This window comes from Kitasatospora sp. NPDC059146 (assembly GCF_042786665.1).
Taxonomy (GTDB): domain Bacteria; phylum Actinomycetota; class Actinomycetes; order Streptomycetales; family Streptomycetaceae; genus Kitasatospora.
The window spans coordinates 1-17785 of record NZ_JBHZCY010000108.1 but is presented as its reverse complement, the minus strand read 5'-3'; the positions used below and the strand labels follow the sequence as shown (position 1 = coordinate 17785).

Annotated in this window: 17 protein-coding genes and 1 pseudogene; 9 read left to right on the top strand and 9 right to left on the bottom strand. The window is 76.3% G+C overall.

Annotated features, from left to right (window positions below; translation table 11 throughout):
• Positions 1-295 precede the first annotated feature (295 nt).
• Together ACFXPX_RS33115 and ACFXPX_RS33110 are read left to right on the top strand one after the other, a co-directional pair.
• Positions 296-1000 carry an SDR family oxidoreductase gene (locus ACFXPX_RS33115; RefSeq protein ID WP_380523077.1) on the top strand — a complete coding sequence of 235 codons (705 nt, stop codon included), beginning with the start codon at positions 296-298 and terminating at the stop codon, positions 998-1000.
• 180 nt (positions 1001-1180) lie between these two features.
• A complete protein-coding gene (locus ACFXPX_RS33110; RefSeq protein WP_380644310.1) occupies positions 1181-1633 on the top strand; it encodes a peptidoglycan-binding protein in 453 nt (150 codons plus the stop codon).
• 65 nt (positions 1634-1698) lie between these two features.
• Here the strand turns inward: ACFXPX_RS33110 and ACFXPX_RS33105 are convergent, their stop codons facing one another.
• Positions 1699-2358, bottom strand: coding sequence for a maleylpyruvate isomerase family mycothiol-dependent enzyme (locus ACFXPX_RS33105; RefSeq protein WP_380589290.1), 660 nt, complete (start codon positions 2356-2358; stop codon positions 1699-1701).
• Between the two features lie 71 nt (positions 2359-2429).
• Between ACFXPX_RS33105 and ACFXPX_RS33100 the strand changes: the two genes are divergently transcribed.
• A complete protein-coding gene (locus ACFXPX_RS33100; protein WP_380589287.1) occupies positions 2430-3371 on the top strand; it encodes a LysR family transcriptional regulator in 942 nt (313 codons plus the stop codon).
• A gap of 7 nt (positions 3372-3378) precedes the next feature.
• On the opposite strand, the gene ACFXPX_RS33095 is transcribed toward ACFXPX_RS33100, so the two are convergent.
• Complete coding sequence (locus ACFXPX_RS33095; protein WP_380644309.1) at positions 3379-4527, bottom strand: erythromycin esterase family protein; 1149 nt, start codon at positions 4525-4527, stop codon at positions 3379-3381.
• 94 nt (positions 4528-4621) lie between these two features.
• Here ACFXPX_RS33095 and ACFXPX_RS33090 point away from each other — a divergent pair, with 94 nt between their 5' ends.
• A complete protein-coding gene (locus tag ACFXPX_RS33090) occupies positions 4622-5398 on the top strand; it encodes a TioE family transcriptional regulator (RefSeq protein ID WP_380523072.1) in 777 nt (258 codons plus the stop codon).
• Here ACFXPX_RS33090 and ACFXPX_RS33085 read toward each other — a convergent pair.
• The 7 genes from ACFXPX_RS33085 to ACFXPX_RS33055 are packed head-to-tail and all read right to left on the bottom strand — an operon-like array spanning position 5308 to position 13446.
• A complete protein-coding gene (locus tag ACFXPX_RS33085; protein WP_380644308.1) occupies positions 5308-5757 on the bottom strand; it encodes a hypothetical protein in 450 nt (149 codons plus the stop codon). The genes ACFXPX_RS33090 and ACFXPX_RS33085 overlap by 91 nt on opposite strands.
• A 37-nt stretch (positions 5758-5794) precedes the next feature.
• Positions 5795-8911: a bpX6 domain-containing protein gene (locus ACFXPX_RS33080; RefSeq protein ID WP_380644307.1), complete on the bottom strand. Its 3117-nt coding sequence runs from the start codon at positions 8909-8911 to the stop codon at positions 5795-5797.
• Positions 8911-10581, bottom strand: a complete 1671-nt coding sequence (locus ACFXPX_RS33075) for a hypothetical protein (RefSeq protein ID WP_380589272.1) — start codon at positions 10579-10581, stop codon at positions 8911-8913. Before ACFXPX_RS33075 ends, ACFXPX_RS33080 begins: the two co-directional genes overlap by 1 nt.
• Entirely contained in the window at positions 10578-10712 is a 135-nt protein-coding gene (locus ACFXPX_RS33070) for a hypothetical protein (RefSeq protein WP_380523068.1), read from the bottom strand. The genes ACFXPX_RS33075 and ACFXPX_RS33070 overlap by 4 nt, the downstream gene beginning before the upstream one ends.
• A gap of 26 nt (positions 10713-10738) precedes the next feature.
• Complete coding sequence (locus tag ACFXPX_RS33065; RefSeq protein ID WP_380589269.1) at positions 10739-11212, bottom strand: hypothetical protein; 474 nt, start codon at positions 11210-11212, stop codon at positions 10739-10741.
• Positions 11209-12507 (bottom strand): AAA family ATPase, encoded by a 1299-nt coding sequence (locus ACFXPX_RS33060; protein WP_380644306.1) that lies wholly within the window; start codon positions 12505-12507, stop codon positions 11209-11211. Before ACFXPX_RS33060 ends, ACFXPX_RS33065 begins: the two co-directional genes overlap by 4 nt.
• 33 nt (positions 12508-12540) lie before the next feature.
• A complete protein-coding gene (locus tag ACFXPX_RS33055) occupies positions 12541-13446 on the bottom strand; it encodes a LysR family transcriptional regulator (protein WP_375891069.1) in 906 nt (301 codons plus the stop codon).
• 124 nt (positions 13447-13570) lie between these two features.
• Here ACFXPX_RS33055 and ACFXPX_RS33050 point away from each other — a divergent pair, with 124 nt between their 5' ends.
• The 5 genes and pseudogenes from ACFXPX_RS33050 to ACFXPX_RS33030 all read left to right on the top strand — a co-directional run.
• Positions 13571-14617, top strand: a complete 1047-nt coding sequence (locus tag ACFXPX_RS33050; RefSeq protein WP_380644305.1) for a bile acid:sodium symporter family protein — start codon at positions 13571-13573, stop codon at positions 14615-14617.
• A gap of 78 nt (positions 14618-14695) precedes the next feature.
• The gene (locus tag ACFXPX_RS33045) at positions 14696-15304 is read left to right on the top strand and encodes an exonuclease domain-containing protein (RefSeq protein ID WP_380523063.1); all 609 of its coding nucleotides are present in this window, start codon (positions 14696-14698) and stop codon (positions 15302-15304) included.
• A gap of 123 nt (positions 15305-15427) precedes the next feature.
• A complete protein-coding gene (locus tag ACFXPX_RS33040) occupies positions 15428-16684 on the top strand; it encodes an arsenic transporter (RefSeq protein WP_380644315.1) in 1257 nt (418 codons plus the stop codon).
• 19 nt (positions 16685-16703) lie between these two features.
• Positions 16704-17198, top strand: a complete 495-nt coding sequence (locus ACFXPX_RS33035; RefSeq protein WP_375891064.1) for a universal stress protein — start codon at positions 16704-16706, stop codon at positions 17196-17198.
• 267 nt (positions 17199-17465) lie between these two features.
• A pseudogene (locus ACFXPX_RS33030) lies at positions 17466-17785 on the top strand (hypothetical protein); the annotation flags it as partial.

Sequence of the window (17785 nt, the reverse complement as noted above, 5' to 3'; positions counted from 1 at the left end):
GGCACGGAGGGCGGCGGGGCGCGCGAGCTGACGGGAACAGCCCACCGGCCCCGGCCGACGACGGCCCGCCGACCGGGGCCGGGCACCGAAAGCAAGATCCTCGGGCCCCGCCACCGGCGGATCGAAGCCGACAAGGCGTCAGACCCGAAGGTTTTCGGCCAGAACCCCGGCGGGATCTTGCCTGGCACGACAAACGATCAATACGTTGTTTGACGCGACACGATCAGCTTCCGGCCCGTGAGGAGAGAGGGACAGTGGTCACCGCTCCACACCGAGGAACAAGGAGCACCACCCCGTGACCGACTCGCCCGTCACCCTCATCACCGGCGGTTCGAGCGGCATCGGCGCCGCCACCGCCCGCCGACTGCTCGCCGAGGGCCACCGGGTGGCCGTCACCGGCCGCGACGGCTCCCGGCTCGCCCGCTTCGCGGAGGAGGCGGCCGCGAAGCCGGACACCCTGCTCACCGTCGCCGCCGACGCCGCCGACCACGAGGCCGTCGAGGCCGCCGTCCAGGCCACCGTCCGGACCTTCGGGCGGCTGGACACCGTCGTCGCCAACGCCGGTTACGCCACCCACGACTCGCTCGCCGACGGCGACCCGGCCGGCTGGCGTGACATGGTCCTCACCAACGTACTCGGCCCGGCCCTGCTCATCCGGTCCTCGCTGGCCGCATTGAAGGAGTCCAAGGGCCGGATCGTGCTGATCGGCAGCGTCGCCGGCCTGGTCCACACCCCCGGCAACATCTACGGCGCCACCAAGTGGGCGGTGACCGGCCTCGCCGAGAACACCCGCCGGATGGTCACCGCCGACGGGATCGGCGTCACCCTGGTCGCCCCCGGCCGGGTGGAGACCAACTTCTGGGAGGGCGCGGGCGGCGCCCCCCAGGGCCTCAACCTGACCGCGGACCAGATCGCCGACTCCATCGTGTGGGCGGTGCGCCAGCCGGCCGGCGTCGACGTGAACACCGTCGTGATCCGGCCGGTCGGACAGTCCGTCTGAGGGCCCACCCCGGCCCGCCGGTGGAGGCGGAGGTTCGGGTTCGAAGCTCCGCCGGTCGGCCAGTGTGGGCGCAGTACCGGCCATCCGGCCCGGATCGGTTCGTGGGCGGCGGCACCCGTGCCAGAGTGACGGTGTCCAGACAAGTCACCCGTCCCACGGGTGTCCCGAAGGGGGCTGCACATGCGCTCGAACGTTCTGGTGAAGGCGGTCGTCGGTGCCACGGCCGTGGCCTGTATCGCCGTCGGCGGCCTGGCCGGTGCCGGTGCCGCCGTCGCGGCGACGCCGACCGGCGTCCAGCAGGCGGCGGAATCCGGGCCCGCCGGGCTGGCGGCGGTCGTCAACCTCGGGCTGAGCACCTCGCAGGCCGCCAAGCTCCAGGCCCCGCTCAAGCAGTACTGGGGCTACACCGGCGCCATCGACGGCCAGCTCGGCACCGGCAGCTGGCAGGCCATGCAGCGGTTCCTGCGCGCCGACTGGGGCTACACCGACGCCATCGACGGCATCGTCGGGACCCACACGGTGGAGGCGCTGCAACGCTGGTTGAAGAGCAACTGGGGCTACACCGGCGCCATCGACGGCGACGCCGGCGCCGGGACCCGGGCCGCGTTCGCGCGGTACTGCGACTCGCTCTGATCCCGGGCACCACACCCAGGCGCCACACCCGGGCGCCACCCGGCGCGGGGCCGGGCCGGCCGGTGTCACCGGTCGGCCCGATCCGTGAAGCGCTCCGCGCCCGCTCCGGTCAACAGGCCCGCCGGGAGCCGACGCCCGTACGCCACCAGGAGCAGGTGCTCCGCCCGCCCCTCCACCGGCAGCGGACCGGGGCCGTACGACCAGTCCGCGTCCGTCGCGCGCAGCCGTACTCCCTCCAGCCGGGCGCCGAAGAAGCGCAGGCTGCGGGGCGAGACCCCGCCCAGCAGGGCGGTGCCGCGGTGCAGGGGCAGGCGCGGCGGCAGGCCGAGGGCGACGGTGATGTCCAGGCCGTGCACCGCGTCGTGGGCGAGGGCGGCGATCCGGCCGCCGACCGGGGGCCGCCAGGGGTGCCCGGCGTGCTCGGACAGGGCGGCGGCCAGCCGGTCCGTGGTGAGGGCGGCGGCGTCGCGGCGGGCGATCCGGTCGGCCATCCGGTGGACGTTCCCACCGGAGCGGAGGAGTTCCCCGAGGGTCCGGGCGGTGGAGTAGCGGAAGCCGGTGCCCATGTGGGCGGCCACCTCGCGGACCCGCCAACCCTCGCACAGCGAGGGCGCGTTCCACTGCCGCGGGGTGAGGCCGGCCAACACCTCGGCGAGGTCGCGCCGCTCCCCCGCGACCTGCTCGCGGATCCATTCGACGCCGTGGTCCTGCTGCGCGCTGTTCATGTCCCCAGCCTGCGACGGGAGTCGTCCGCCCGTCCAAGACCGGATCGTTCTGCCACCTATGATCATCGGTTATGGAACTCCGGCAGCTCCAGTACTTCGTCACCGTCGCCCGGCACGGCAGCTTCACCCGCGCTGCCGAGCTGCTGCACCTGAGCCAGCCCGGAGTGAGCGCCCAGATCCGGCAGCTGGAACGGGAGTTGGGCCACCGGCTGCTGGACCGCTCGGGCCGCACGGTGCGGCTGACCAGGGTCGGCGAGGCGGTGCTGCCGCACGCCCGGGCCGCGCTCGCCGCCGCGGCGGCCGCCCGGCGGACGGCGCAGGAGTTCGACGGCCTGCGGTGCGGGCGGGTACGGCTCGGCATGGTCGCGGGCGCGGCGCTCGCCCCGCCACCCGCCCTGGGCGCCCTCCCGGGGCTCGCCACCACGCTGGCCGCCTTCCGTCAGGAGCACCCCGGCATCGACTTCGCGCTCGCCGAGGACACCACCGCCGGGATGCTCGGCGCCCTGCGCGAGGGGCGGCTCGACCTCGCCGTGATCGGCCTGCCCGCCGTCGCGAGCGGGCGGGCGGACGACGACGGCTGGACGGCACTGGCCGGACTCGCCCTGCACCCCGTGCTGGAGGTCCCGCTGGTCGCGCTCTGCCCGGCGGACCACCCGCTCGCCCGCGGCGACGGCCCGCTGCCCGTCGCCGCGCTCGCCGGGCACGCCCTGGTGAGCACACCGCCCGGCACCGGCCTGCGGACGGCGCTGGAGCGCGCCCTCGCGGAGGCGGGCGCGGCCCCGACCGTGGCGGTCGAGGCCGCCGCGCCGCCACAGCTGGCCGAACTCACCGCGCACGGACTGGGCGTGGCGGTGCTGCCGGACCGGGAGCCGGCCGCCGGCGTGGCCGTCCGGCGGCTGGCCGATCCCGTCCCCCGGGTGCGGGTCGCGCTGGCCTGGCCGAGCGAGCGGCCCCCGGCGCCGCCGACCGCCGCCCTGCTCGCCCATCTGCGGGCGGCCTACCCGGGGCCGTGAGGAGCCGCTACCCGGCGGCCGCCGCGCCGTCGACGATGTGCAGCAGCGCCGCGGCGCCGTCGAGGGTCTCCGGGTCGAGCGGGAAGTAGCCCTGGCGCGGGGTGGTGTCGGTGCGGGTGCGGGCCGTGCCCGGGACCGGCGGGGCGGTCAGCCGCCAGGCCCCACCGCCGGTCTGCAGCCGTGCCTCGTACGTCCCCGGAGTCGGCTCGCCGAGCCCGAGCGCGGCGCTGCGCCCCAGGCTGCCCGCGACGAAGACGTAGCGCTCCCCCAGCAGCGAGCCGACGATGTGGCCGGCGCCGTTCCAGCCGCAGTCCAGTTCGCCCTGGGACCAGGCGCTGGGGTTGCGCTGGAGGTGCCGGTTGTGGGCGAACACCAGGGTCGGCCCGCGCCGGGCCTCGACGGCGCGGATGTCGAGCAGGTTCTGCGCCATCAGGGCGTCGCGCATCCGGATCAGACCGGAGATCCGGGCGCTCGCCCCCAGGCCCTGGACGGCCGCCTGGGCGTGGTAGCGCAGCAGTCCGATCCCGGCCCGCAGCCGGACACCGGCCCGGAGCCACTCGGCGTGCGAGGTCGCTGCGATCAAGTCCGGTGCGCGTACGTAGAGTTGGTTGAGCAGGTCGTCGGCTGTGCGGCGCAGTCGTTCGGCCTCGAGAGTGGCTCCGGGTGACGCGGCGGCGTCGAGGATCGCCTCCTCACGCTCCCAGCGCTCGTCCTCCCCCGTCAGCGCGGCGACGTCCAGGTCGAGCCGGAGGAAGTCACGGGCGTGTTCGAGGTAGCGGCGCGGGCTGGGCGCCGTGGTGTTCTCGGTGGGGAGGTCGAAGCCGTGGCACGCCACTTGCTCCCCGGCCTCCCGGTCACGGTTGAACTCGCGCATCCAGGCGACGAGTTCGCGGTTCGCCCGGTGGGCGCCGAAGCCGTGGGTGAAGCCTTCGGCGAGCACCGCGTCGAGGGTGCCCACGCCGTGCCGGACGTGGTCGTCCACCGCCAGTGCGGCCACCTGGTCGGTCTCCAGGGCGATCGAGCGGAAGCCCTGGGCCACGAGTCGGGCGAACAGCCGGTTGCGGACCAGCCCGAAGGCCGGTTCCTGGTGCGTCGGCTCGCCGAGCGCCAGCAGTTCGCAGGAAGGGGTGCGGAAGTCTCCGATGTCCTGGCTCATGAACCTCAAGCGTATCCTTGAAAGCTCGGTTGAGACTTTCCGCGTCTCAGCCCGGCATTATCGATGAGAAGTCTCAAACCAGGAGGTCACCGCCGTGCGCCCTGCCGACCTCGCCCGCGAGCACGGCCTCTCGACCCAGGCCGTGCGCAACTACGAGCGCGACGGCTTCCTGCCGCCCGCCGAGCGCACCCCCACCGGCTACCGGATCTACACCGAGCGCCACGCCGCCGCGCTGCGGGCCTTCCTCGCCCTCGTCACGGCCTTCGGGCACGCGACGGCGGCCCTGGTGATGTCCGCCGTCAACGCCGACCGTCCGGACGAGGCCCTGACGGCGCTCGACCGGGGCCACGCCCAGCTGCTCCGAGACCGCGAGACCCTCGCCACCGTCCGCCGGGCGGTCGAGGACCTCACCTCGGGGCGGACCACCGAGCGGGCCGGGACCGGCCGCTCCCTCCCCGGCCCGCTCAGCATCGGCGAACTCGCCCACCGGCTCGGCCTCACCCCCGCCACCCTGCGCACCTGGGAGACGGCCGGCATCCTCACCCCGGCCCGCGACCGCCCCGGCGGACACCGCTCCTACCGCCCCGAGGACGTCCGCGACGCCGAACTGACCCACCTGCTGCGCCGCGGCGGCCACCCGCTGGCCCACATCACCACCGTCGTGCGGCAGGTCCGCACGGCGGGCGGCACCGACTCCCTGGCCGCGGCGCTGGACGACTGGCAGCAGCGCCTCACCACCCGGGGCCGGGCGATGCTCACCGCCGCGGCCCGGCTGGACGCCTACCTGTCCCCGGCCCCGGACCCGCCCGACGGCCCCGGCCCGCCGGGCAGTTCCGTGCTCGGGACGCGGCGCCAGTCCCACCCGGGGTGACGGGCGAGCAGGCCGAGGAAGTCGTCGGAGGGGATGAGCTCCCAGTGGTCGGTGTCGACGGTCGCGGCGAGGCCCGGCAGGATGTGCCGCAGCAGGGCCCGGGCCGCGTCCATCGACTCGCTCGCCACGCGGACGGCGTACGGCTCCCCGATCCGGGCCGTGACCTCGTCCAGGTGCTCCGGCTCGTAGTCGCGCAGCACCTCCCCCGACAGGTCGAGGGAGTACGCGCTGCCTCCCCATTGCACCTGGTCGTCCTGCGGCGTCGGCCAGTGCCAGAACGGGCCGAGCGCGCGGAAGCGCGACTCCAGTTCCGGACGCCGCTCCGCCGGGACGAGAACGATCACCACCGGCCAGGACACCGGCCCACCTCCTCGAACTCCATCCGAACAATCACCGTCAGCCGGCCGTGACCCGCAGGTTGGCCAGCAGCTCCGTGCCGTCCGCGCGCACCGCGAACACCCGCCCGCCGCGGTGCCAGCAGGTCACCGCCCCGGCGTGGGCGCGCAGCCGGAGCGCGGGGTCGGTCGTCGCCCCGGGCAGCAGAGCGGTGAAGGCGGTCCCGGAGGTGCTCCCGACGGTGGCCCGCAGGCCGTCCTCGGCGCGCTCGGTGAACGCCCAGTGGGCGCCGTCGGCGCCGAGCACCACCGGGGGGCCGGTGACGGTCCGCTCGGCGCTGCCCCGGCCGGTCCAGCTGAGCACCGTCGTCCCGGGGGCTTCGCCCGGCCGGGCGGTCAGCAGCCGTCCGTCGGCGAGCGCCACCCGGTCGTCGGCGTCGTCCAGGTCGACCGCCGTGCGGGCGCGCAGCTCCCAGCCGGGCTGGTCCCAGCGCCACAGTTCGGTGAGTTCGGCGGTGTGGCCGCCGGCCCGGGTGTGGACGACCACGGCGCAGCTCGCGGGGGTGCGGGCGATCCGGCCCACCGCCTGCTGGTCGTTGCCGAGTTCGCGGTGGACGACGGTCGGGCGGGTGGCGTCGGTGTCGAGCACGGCGATGCCGTCCTGGTCGACGGTGAGCAGGTGGCGGCCGTCGTAGGAGGGGACGATCGCGCGCACCCGCAGGGCCGTCCACCGCTCGACCCGGCGGGTGGCGAGGTCGAGCCGGAACAGTTCGCGGACCGCCCCGTAGCGGGCGACCAGCAGCGCGGTGCCGCCGTGGTCGGCGACCACCAGCTGCTCGGCGGGCACGTCCCAGCGGGCGCGGGTCCGGCCGTCCGGGCCGAGCAGCCGTACGCCGGCCTGGCCGCAGGCCACCAGCACCAGGCCGGAGTCCAGCCGGGCCGCGTCCAGGACGGGCAGGGTGCCGGGGCGGTCGGCGGCGGTGACGGCGAGCGCCCCGCCGCGGCCGGGTCCGGTCCGCCGGGGCTTCGGCAGGTCGGCGGCGGCCAACGGGTCGGCGCGCTTCAACAGCCGGTTGTGGACGGTGCTTTCGGAGCGTACGGCGGCTTGGCCGGACAGTCCGCCGGTGCGCACCAGGGAGCGTACGGCGAGGGTGGCGAGCTCGCGGTCGAGGGCCGGGTCGGCGCAGCGCAGCTCGGCGAGGGCGGCGACGGCGGCCGCGCGCTCGGTGCGCGGCGCGGCGGTTCCCGGCGTCGTGACCTGCGGCCCGGCGCCGCTCGGCCCGGCGATGCTCGGCCCGGCCGCGGTGAGCGCGGCGCGGACCGGCGCCGCGACGTCCTCGCCGAGCGCGAGCAGGTGGACCAGCGCCCTTCCCCGGGCCGCGCCGCCGAGTTCGGCGGCCTCCCGGAGGTCCGGCAGCACGCCCGGGCGCAAGGTCTCGTCCGGCCAGGCCGCCTCGACCGCGCCCAGCCGGTCCCCGGCCCGGCGGCGGTGGTCCACCCAGGCGGCGCGCAGGTCCCGGGCGGCCGCCGGGTCGGTGGCGGTGAGCCGTTCGACGGCGGTGGCGAAGGCGCCGCGCCGGTGGGCGATCCGCACGGCCCGGTCCCGGTTCCCGGCACGCCAGTGCAGCCGGACCACCAGTTCCGCGGCCAGGCCGCGCCCTTCGGCGAGTTCGGCGGCCTGGGCGGTGCGGCCGTGCCGGTCCAGCAGGGCGACGGCCTCGGCGGGCGCGGCCATCAGGTCGGCGAGCAGGTACGCGGCCTCGTCGATCCGCCCGTCCCGTTCCAGGGCCTCGGCGGCTTCCCGGTAGAGGCCGGTCAGGTACTCGTGGACGGTCGGCCCGCTGAGCGGCGTCGCCATCGGCGCCCCGCCGCGCTCCCGGGGGCTGGGCCGCAGGGCGCCCGTGAAGCGCTCGGGCAGGCGCAGGGTCAGCAGACCCCGCTCCGGGCCCGCGTCGGCGCCGCCGGAGAGCTGGATCGCGTCGCGCAGGGCGTCCTCCCACCGGCGCTGCCGGAAGGACCGGGAGAGCTGGTGCAGGTAGCGGGCGTGGCGCTCCCGGAAGAGCGCCCCGGCGGGGCTGCGCAGGGCGAGCCGGGCCAGCCACTGGCTGCCCGGGCGCCGGGGCGGACGCCGCCGGGCGGGGGCGGCCGGGGCCGTTCCGGGCGCACCGACGCCTCCGGCGCTCTCCGCCGCCCCCTGGGCGGTGCGGACGCGTTCGGCGAAGGCCGGGATCCTCGGCAGCACCAGCAGGGCGCTGCCGAGTGCCCCGAGGAGCGTCAGCAGGAGCCCGCCGCCGAGGCGGCCGGCCACCAGGGCGAGGACGCCGAGCAGCAGGCACAGTGCGAACGGTACGACGGACGCCCACCACGCCCGTCCGTCGACGGCGCCGCGCGTCGCCGCGGCACGGGTGCCGGGCCTGCCGGGCCGCCCGGTGCGCCCGGCCGGACGGGCCCGGGAGCGGCGGCGGTACGTCAGTCCGGCGATCGCGCCGATCGTCACCGGAAGGACGATCACGGGCCCCTTGGGCACCCCCGTCGCCACGACCGAGGCCAGGAAGGACAGGCCCAGCGCGAACACCAGGCCGGTCACGACCCCGGAGATCCGGCGCGCCTTCGCGGCGCCCGGACGCGGCCCGGCCAGCAGCCGCCCCGCCCGCCGGCTGCGCCCGGGGACGCCGGCCGCGGCGCGCAGGTCCACGGCGGCCGGGCGCGGCAGGTCCGTCCCGACCGGTTCGGCCTCGACGGGGGTGCCGACCGGGCCCAGTCGGTGGAGGGTGAGCCCGCCCAGGTCCAACCAGTCCGAGGGGTCCACGTCCGGCAGCTCGGCCAACACCTGACGCTCCGTCAGGTCACCTCTGGTGAGCACCAGTTCACCGGACCGGCCGGTCTGCCCCGGGCTCGTCGCCAGCGCCCCGCCGACGGCGTGCAGCGGCGCGCCGGGCGCCCGGTCGGTACGGGTCCGCACCGGCTCGGGCAGCTGCAACAGCCAGCGCCCGTCCGGCAGTTCACTCAGCCGGGCGCCGGACTGCCAGTGCGCGAGGACGCGTTCGGCCGCCTCGGCGACGCCGATCAGCGGCACGTCGAGGAGGAACCCGGCCGCATCGACGACCGGGCCGCCCGTCACGGGACCGCCGGTCGCAGCGCTGCTCGCCACGCGGCCGCCGGTCGTGGAACTGCTCATCAGTCGGTGCTCCTGATCACGGCATGGGTGCGCCCGTCGGTCGCGTTCGCCACCACCACCCGGCCCGGGCGGGGTTCGGCGGCGATCAGCGGCAACCGGGGGTGGACGGCGGGGGCGGTCGTACCGCCGGAGAGCGCGGTGAGCGTGCGGACCGCGTCGGCCCGGACAGCGCGGACCAGCCCCGCGGCCCGGGTGCAGGTGATCAGGACGGGTTCGAAGCCGTCCTCGACCAGTCCGATCACCTCGCTCTCCCCCTCCCCGATGCGGATCCGGCGCTGCTCGCCCCGGGCCGGGCGGACCTCCCAGGTCCGCCCGTCCGCCGACCAGCCGACGGAGCCGCCGCCGTGCACCAGGTGCGGCGCCCCGGCCGCGTCGGCGGGCAGCCGGACGGGCGACAGCCGGGGCTCCCGCGCGAACCGGAACGGGTGACCGCCCGCAGTGGAGACGACCGGTCCGACCTCCGACACCCGCCCGCCACGCTCGATCCGGCGCCAGCGGCCGGCCACCGGCAGCACCAGGGCGTCGCCCTCGCGCAGCAGCGGCAGCACCGGCCGGGCCATCAGCTCGGCGAACTCCGGGGAGCCGATCTCCGGCAGGCCGACGGCCGCCGACTTGATCCGGTAGCCGTCGGAGTCGCTCAACGCCCGTCCGCTGACGTGGAGTTCCAGCCGGTCGTTGCGCACGCACAGCACCAGCAGCCGCCCGCTGGTGCGCGCGGCCGCGATCACCGGGCCGAACAGCTCGTGGCGGCGCGGGCGAGTGGCACCGTCGGGGGCCCCCGCGCTCGACAGCGCCAGGGCGATCAGCACATCGCTGTGCCGGCCCCGGGCCAGCAGGGTGGCCGCGCCGGTGGTGAACGCGGGCAGCGCCCCGCCGACGGCGGGCAGTTGGGCGTCGAGCTGGGCGGAGGCCCGGAAGCCGCGGCCACGCAGGGCCCGGACCGCGACGCGCGCCGGGGGCAGCGGCAGCTCGACGGCCGACCCGCCGTCCACCCGGACCGTCACTCCGGCGGCGCCCTTCGCGCTCCAGCCCGCCTCCTCGCTCGCCACCGTGCGCCGCCGGGCGGGCAGCCGGGCCGCCAGCCGGGGCGAGGTGAGCAGCCAGCACTGCGCGGCCGGGTCCAGCGCCCGCTCCGCGTACCGGACGTCCTCGGGTTCGGGGTCGGTGTGCTGCCGGGCCTTGAGCCAGCGCGGCAGCAGTTCGGCGAGGTCGCCGCCGATCAGCCGCCCGGGCGGGTCCCCCAGGACGCCGACCAGCAGTTCGCTGCCCCGGGCCGCCGCCCGGCGGTGCAGCACGAGCAGCGCGGCCAGCTGGACCAGCCGCGCCGCGCCCGCCTGGGCCGGTCCGGCGTCCACCAGCACGACCACCTGGCCGCGGCTCTCGGGGGTGCGCAACTCGGTTTCCAGCTCCAGGAGTTCACCCTCGCTCCAACGGCGAAGGAACTCCTCCGGGTACTCCTCGGCGAGCAGCCACTCGGCGGGCAGCAGCCGCTCCGGCCGTCGGCCGCGGGCCAGGCCGCCGTAGCCGTCCGGCTCGCCCTCGGATCCGGCGACGGGCTCCTGCGCGCCGATCAGGGCGTCCAGGCGGCGCAGCAAGGGGCCCAGCGCGGTGGCGAGTTCGGGGGTGAGCGCGGACAGCGTCCCGGCCCAGGGCGCGAGCGCGGCGGTCACGATCGACGCACCCGCGCCGGCCGCACGCACTGCTCCTCGACCCGGCCGAGCGCCGGTTCGTCCGGCAGCACCGTCCGCCCGTCCAGGTCCCCGACCGTCGCCCCGCTGCCCACGCTTGCGCTCCGCTCCACTTCGTACGGCTCCACCGTCCAGGCCCTCACTGCTCGTTCACCCGTTCCGCGCCACTGCGCGGGGCCTGCCCTCCCGACTCCCCGCTGCCCGGTTCTCCGGTGCCGGGCTCCACGAAGCGGTCCAGGTCCGCCGGGTCCCGGACGGGCACCGGCCGGTCGCCGACCAGCGCGTGGCCGGGGACGAGGACGCACAGCTGCCCGTCCGCCGTCCCGAGCGCCACCCGCCACAGGGCCGCGCCGGGCTGCGGGCGGGCCGTGGTCGGGACCAGCACGCCGTCGTCCTCGCCCAGGTAGCGGGCGCCGTCGGCCCAGGGCAGGTCCGGCGCCTCGCCGAGGACCAGCAGCGCCGTCCCGTCGGCTGCCACAGCAAGCCTGTGCCCGGCCGCCAGCCGGGCGCGCGTCGTGGTCGCGAGGGCGGGGACGGCAGCGCCGAGGGCGAGGACGGCGACCGGTTCGAGCGGTGGTTCACGGCGCTCCCAGCGGAGCGGGGCACCGGTCACGAGGGGGCGACCGCCGCGCCTGCCGTGACGGCCACGCCCGCCGTGACGACCGCACCCGCCGGGCCCGCCACGCCCGCCGCACCCGCCGTGACCGCCGCGACCAGTCCGGCCCGGAGCCCGGTCAGCGGCGCCGGCAGGTCCGCCGGGTCGAACCCGGCGTCGATCTCGCGCAGCACGGCCTCCAGCCGCAGCCGGGAGTCCTGGCCGTCCGACAGCCCGCCGTGTTCGGCGAGCAGCTCGGTGCCCGACCGCAGCAGGCGCTCGGCGCGGGCCGCGGTGCTGCGGGAGAGTTCCTCCGCGGTGTGCGCCAGGCTGCGGTTGGCGGCCCGGTCGATCAGGTCGGCGAGGGCCTCGCGGGCGAGCGCCTGGGTGTCGGCGGTGGGGGCGATCAGCGGGAGCACCCAGAGGTCGCGGGCGGAGGCGGCGGTGCGACCGTCCAGGACGGCGGCCGCGGCGACCAGGTTCTGCGAGCGCACGGCCCGTCGGTCGCTGACCGGGACGCCGGCCGAGCGCAGTCGGCGCAGCGCGGTGGCCAGCAGCGGGGTGACGGCGTCGAGGTCGCAGTGGCGGGCGGCCGCGGTCAGCCGGTCGAGGGCGCCGAGCAGCTCGCCGGTGACGACGGGCGCGGCCGGGCGGCGGCCGGCCTCCAGGAGTTCCTCCAGTCGGCCGTCGGCGACGGGTTCGACGAAGACCCGGGCGAGGAACCGGTCGGCGAAGGCGGCCAGCGCCGGGTCCTCGGGCAGGTGGTTGGCCGCGCCGACGCAGATCCGCAGCGGACTGGCGAGCACGGTGCCACCGCGCCGGAAGACCCGCTCGTTGAGCAGGCCGAGCAGGGTGTTCAGGACGGCGGTGGAGCCGAGGAACACCTCGTCCAGGAAGGCGATCTCGGCCTCGGGCAGCATCCCGGTGGTCTCGAACTCGACCCGGCCCTCCCGCAGGCGGCGCAGGTCGACCGGTCCGAACAGTTCGTTGGGCTCGGTGAAGCGGCCGAGCAGGTACTCGAAGTACCGCCCGCCGAGCTGCGCCGCGACCCGCCGGACCGCCTCCGACTTGGCCGTCCCGGGCGGGCCGACCACCAGCAGGTGCTCCCCGGCGACGGCGCACAGCGCCACCACCTCGGCCACCGTCTCCCGCCCGACCATGCCGCGCCCGGCGGCGGACACGGCCGCGGCGACGAGCTCGGCATCGGCGGTCGGCAGCCCGTCCGCCGGCGGCGCGGCGGGCGGCACGTCGGCCCGGCCGGACGGTACGTCAGCGGGGCCGGGTATCGAAGCGGCGGCGGAGGTCTCGGTCACGAGCACGGGAGTCTACGTTGCTCCGAACGCCCCTCACCAGCGGGTTTCCCCAGCAGCCGGTGCCTCCCCCGCCGTGGGGGCGCGGTGCAGCCGGAAGGCGTCCGCGAGGACGGCCCGGGCCAGCGCCCGGGCCGGGCCGCGGGCGGTGGTGCGCCCGGTGGTGAGGGCGAAGTCGGTGGTGCCCAGGTCCGGCAGGCCCGGTTGGTCGGGCAGCGGCCGCAGGCCCGACGGGATCAGGCTGCGGGCGTGCGGCACCACGCCGAGGCCGGCCAGGGCGGCGGCCCGGACCCCGGAGAGGCTGGTGCTGGTACAGGCGATCCGCCAGGGGCGGCCGTCGCGTTCGCAGGCCTCCAGGGCGCGGGCCCGGGTGATACTGGGCGGCGGGTAGACGATGAGCGGCAGCGGCTGCGCCGGGTGGTCCAGCCGGAAGTCCTCCGCCGCGGCCCACACCAGCCGGTCCTGCCAGACCAGTTGGCCCTGGGCGTCGCCGCCCGGCGGGCGCTTGCCGAGGACCAGGTCGAGCCGCCCGTCGGCCAGCTGCTCGTAGAGCACGGCGCTGAGTCCGACGGTGAGTTCGAGGTCGACCTGGGGGTTGCGCCGCCGGAAGCCCCGCAGGATCTGCGGCAGTTCGGTGTGGACGAAGTCCTCCGAGGCGCCGAAGCGCACCCGCCCGCGCACCTGCGTCCGCGCGAAGTGGTCGAGTGCCTGCTCGTGCGCCTCCAGGATCGTCCGGGCGAAGCCGAGCATCTCCTCGCCCTCGCCGGTGAGCTGCACGGAGTGGGTGTCGCGGAGGAAGAACCGCCGGCCGGCGGCCTCCTCCAGCCGCCGCACGTGCTGGCTGACCGTCGACTGCCGTAGCCCCAGCCGTTGGGCGGCGCGGGTGAAGCCGCCGGTCTGGGCCACCGCGAGGAAGGACCTCAACTGCACCGGATCGAACATCCGGCCAGCCTATCCGCTGATATCACGAATCATGATGACAGTGAGTGCGGCCAGCGGGATTCCCACTCACCCGAACGGACGGCAGGCTGAGGCCGTCCCAGCCGAACCACCAGCGCGGAGAACCATGCCCCGCCCGAAGACCCCGATCCGCCCGAACACCCCGCTCCGCCTCCTCCGCTCCCGCCTGCGGATCGACCCGTTCATCGCCTCCCTGCTCGGCACCGTGCTGGTCGCCGCCCTGCTCCCCGCCCGCGGCGCCGCCGCACCGGTCGTCTCGGACGCGGCCACCGCCGGGGTCGCCGTGCTGTTCTTCCTCTACGGCACCCGGCTCTCCGCCCGCGAGGCCTGGAACGGACTCAAGAAGTGGCGACTGCACACCACCGTGCTCGCCGTCACCTTCGTCCTCTTCCCCCTGCTCGGAACAGCCGCCCACCTGCTGGTACCGAGCGTCCTGCCACCCGAGCTCTACCAGGGCCTGCTGTTCCTGACCCTGCTGCCCTCCACCGTGCAGTCCTCGATCGCCTTCACCTCCATCGCCCGCGGCAACACCGCCGCCGCGGTCTGCAGCGCGACCTTCTCCAGCCTCTTCGGCATCCTCCTGACCCCGCTGCTCGCCGCCGCCCTCCTGCACACCAGGGGCGGCATCTCGCCGGGCACCGTGCTGGAGATCGCCGAACAACTCCTCCTGCCCTTCGCCGCCGGCCAGGTGCTGCGCCGCTGGATCGCCCCGTGGACGGTCCGCCACCGCTCCGTCCTCTCCCTGGTGGACCGCGGCTCGATCCTGCTGGTCGTCTACAGCGCCTTCGGCGCCGCCGTCGTCGGCGGGATGTGGGCCACGCTCTCCCTGCCCCGGCTGGCCGCCCTGCTGGCGGTCGAGTCCGCGCTGCTGGCCCTGGTCCTGACCGTCACCCTGCTGGGCGGCCGCCGCCTCGGCTTCGACCGGGGCGACCTGATCGCGATCGTCTTCTGCGGCTCCAAGAAGAGCCTGGCCAGCGGCGTCCCGATGGCCGCCGTCCTCTTCCCCGGCGCGACGGCCGGGCTGATGGTGCTGCCGCTGATGCTCTTCCACCAGCTGCAGCTGATGGTCTGCGCCGTGCTCGCCCGCCGCTGGGCCGCCCAGGCCCCGGCCGCCGAGGCGAGCCGCCCGGACGAGGCTCTCGCCCGGGCCTGATCCCCGCCGGGGCCCCACGACCAGGACAGCAGGAGAAATCCAGGTGCCCCGCCCACCCCTCGTCCCTACGCTTCCGCCATGGACAGCACCGGGGCCGAGCGGCTCCTGAACGTCGTGGACATCGAGGCCACCTGCTGGGCCCGCGGCGAACCGCAGGGCGCGGTCAGCGAGATCATCGAGATCGGGCTGACCGTCGTCGACCTGACCACCGCGGAACGCCTCGCCCGGCACCGGATCCTGGTACGCCCCGCCCGGTCCACGGTCAGCGAGTTCTGCACGGAGCTGACCGGCCTCACCCAACAGGAGGTGGACGGCGGGGTCAGCTTCGCCGAGGCGTGCCGGCTGCTGGCGACCGAACACCACGCCGGGTCCCGCCCGTGGGCCAGTTGGGGCGACTACGACCGCAACCAGTTCACCCGGCAGTGCCAGTCCACCCGGACGCCTTATCCCTTCGGCCGAAGCCACACCAACGCCAAGATCGTCTTCACCGAGGCGTACGGCCTGCGCAAACGCCCCGGCATGGCGCAGGCCCTGGAGCTCGCCGGGCGGCGACTCGAAGGCCGTCACCACCGCGGCGAGGACGACGCCTGGAACATCGCCGCCCTCGTCCTCCACCTGTCCGAGCGGGGCGTCTGGCCGGATCCGTTGCCGACCGCGCCCTCCTCCTTCGGCCGGGAGCGGGACTGACGGGCCTCCGGGTCGTCCAGGATGGTGGCGGTCACACCGCCGAACCCCTCCTGAGGTGCCGCGGTCCGGGGAGCTCTGGTTCGATGGGTGCCGTCGTCACCGCCGCCCGCGAGGAGCAGGACCCTGAGTACGTCGTTCGCCGAAGCGCTGTCCGTCGGCCTGCTGGTCCTGGTGCTGGTCGGTGCGGTGGCCCGGCCGTGGGGGTGGCCGGAGGCGGTGGTCGCGGTGCCGGCGGCGGGGCTGGTGGTCGCCACCGGGGCGATCCCGTGGGAGCACGCGGTGGCCGAGGCGGAGCGGCTCGGGCCGGTGATCGGGTTCCTCGCGGCCGTGCTGGTGCTGGCGAAGCTGTGCGACGACGAGGGGCTGTTCCGCGCCTGCGGGGCGTGGATGGCCCGCACCGCGGCCGGAAGTCCGCGCCGGCTGCTGGCGCAGGTGTTCGTCGTCGCGTCGGTGGTCACGGCGGTGCTCAGCCTGGACGCCACCGTGGTGCTGCTGACGCCGGTGGTGTTCGCCACCGCCGCCCGGCTGGGCGCCCGCCCCAAGCCGCACCTGTACGCCTGCACCCACCTGTCCAACACCGCCTCGCTGCTGCTGCCGGTCTCCAACCTCACCAATCTGCTGGCCCTCACCGCCAGCGGACTCAGCTTCACCCGCTTCGCCGCCCTGATGGCGCTGCCCTGGCTGGCGGCGATCGCCGTCGAGTACGCGGTGCTGCGCCGCTTCTTCGCGACCGACCTGGAGCCGGGCACCGCGCCCGACACCGAGGTGGCGGCACCGCAGATGCCGCTGTTCGCCCTGCTCACCTTGGCGGGCACGCTGGCCGGCTTCGTGCTGACCTCGGTCATCGGCATCGATCCGGCCTGGGCGGCCGCCGCCGGTGCCCTGGTGCTGGCCGTCCGGGCGCTCGCCCGGCGCCGCACCTCCCCGGCGGCGATCCTGCACTCGGCCGCCGTGCCGTTCCTGGCCTTCGTCCTCGCGCTCGGCATCGTGGTCCGGGCGGTGGTCGACAACGGGCTGGCCTCCGCGCTCGGGCACCTCGTCCCGGCCGGCACCTCGCTGCCCGCCCTGCTGGGGGTCGCGGCGCTGGCGGCCGTCCTGGCGAACGTCATCAACAACCTGCCCGCCACCCTGGTGCTGCTCCCGCTGGCCGTCCCCTCCGGCTCCGGCGCCGTGCTGGCCGTGCTGCTGGGGGTGAACATCGGCCCCAACCTCACCTACGCGGGCTCGCTGGCCACCCTGCTGTGGCGGCGGATCGTCCGCGAGCACGACACCGAGATCGGCCTGGGCGAGTTCACCCGGCTCGGGCTGCTCGTCGTCCCCGCCGCCCTGACGCTGTCCGTGGTGGCACTGTGGGGGTCCCTGCAGATCATCGGAGTCTGAGCACGAGGAGGCCGACACCGTGACCGTCGTCGTCTGGATCGCCGAAGGCACCTGGCCCGCCTGCGTCGACGCCGCCCGCGTCCACGCGCCGCAGGACGCCGAGCTCGTCCTGCTGCACGTCAGCGGCCAGGACGTCCCCGGCGTCGCCCACGGCGCCTTCGCCGGCCTGCTGGGGCGCGGCCACCGCGAGCGCGACCCCGGCGACCAGGTGGAACGCCTCGCCGCCGCCTCGGGGCGGCACCTCCTGGACGCCGCCGCCGACCGGCTCGGACGGCCCTGCACCCGGGTGGAGCGCAGCGGCCGCACCGAGCGCGAGGTGGTCGCCGCGGCGGAGGGGGCCGAGCTGCTGGTCCTGGCCCGGGACGGCGACCGCACCCGGCTGGGGCCCCACAGCCTCGGGCCGGCCACCCGCTTCGTCGTCGACCACGCCCCCTGTCCCGTCCTGCTGGTCTGGCCGGAACCGGCCCCGGGGGCCGACACCCTCCCCCCGCCCCCGCCGAACCTCCGACACTAGGGTCGTCCGCCTTCGAACTCCCTTCGGACGGAGCGGCGTTGGGGCGCTCCCGACGGAAGGCCGGGGAGGCCTCGGGCTGCACGTGGGAGTGCGCAGCCGGAGGCCGCGACCCGTGGCCGCGCCGCCGCGGGGTGACCGGTTCGTGCTCACGCGAACCCCACGCGATCTCCGCAGAAGCCCCGCGCCGAACCGGTGTCGCGAGCGGGGCCGACCTGCGTAGGCTCCGCAGACACCCGGCACGGCACGCGGGCACCTACGGAAGATCGAATGAGTTACTGCACGCTCTGCCAACGACACCTCAACGGCGCGCTCTCCTGCCCAGGCTGCGGGCGACCGCAGGAGGCGCTCCCCCAGCAGGAGCCCGAACGCCCGGTCCCGGCCGCGCCCACCGCGGCCCCCGCACCCCGGAGGGCCCGGCGGCGGACGAGCCGGCGGCGCGGCGCCCTGGTCGGCCTGGTCGCGCTCGGCGCGGCGGCGGGCGGACTGGCCACCGCGGTGGTCGCCTTCGGCGAGGGCGACGGCTCTGCGGTTCCGCTCCCCCCGGGCGGTACGACGGCGTCCGCGTCGGTGGTCGCGCCGTCCACCCG

Coding starts and splice junctions, on each gene's coding strand:
- ACFXPX_RS33110 (WP_380644310.1), top strand. CDS start 1,181: ATGCGCTCGAACGTTCTGGTGAAGGCGGTCGTCGGTGCCACGGCCGTG.
- ACFXPX_RS33105 (WP_380589290.1), bottom strand. CDS start 2,358: ATGAACAGCGCGCAGCAGGACCACGGCGTCGAATGGATCCGCGAGCAG.
- ACFXPX_RS33100 (WP_380589287.1), top strand. CDS start 2,430: ATGGAACTCCGGCAGCTCCAGTACTTCGTCACCGTCGCCCGGCACGGC.
- ACFXPX_RS33095 (WP_380644309.1), bottom strand. CDS start 4,527: ATGAGCCAGGACATCGGAGACTTCCGCACCCCTTCCTGCGAACTGCTG.
- ACFXPX_RS33080 (WP_380644307.1), bottom strand. CDS start 8,911: ATGAGCAGTTCCACGACCGGCGGCCGCGTGGCGAGCAGCGCTGCGACC.
- ACFXPX_RS33055 (WP_375891069.1), bottom strand. CDS start 13,446: ATGTTCGATCCGGTGCAGTTGAGGTCCTTCCTCGCGGTGGCCCAGACC.
- ACFXPX_RS33050 (WP_380644305.1), top strand. CDS start 13,571: ATGCCCCGCCCGAAGACCCCGATCCGCCCGAACACCCCGCTCCGCCTC.
- ACFXPX_RS33045 (WP_380523063.1), top strand. CDS start 14,696: ATGGACAGCACCGGGGCCGAGCGGCTCCTGAACGTCGTGGACATCGAG.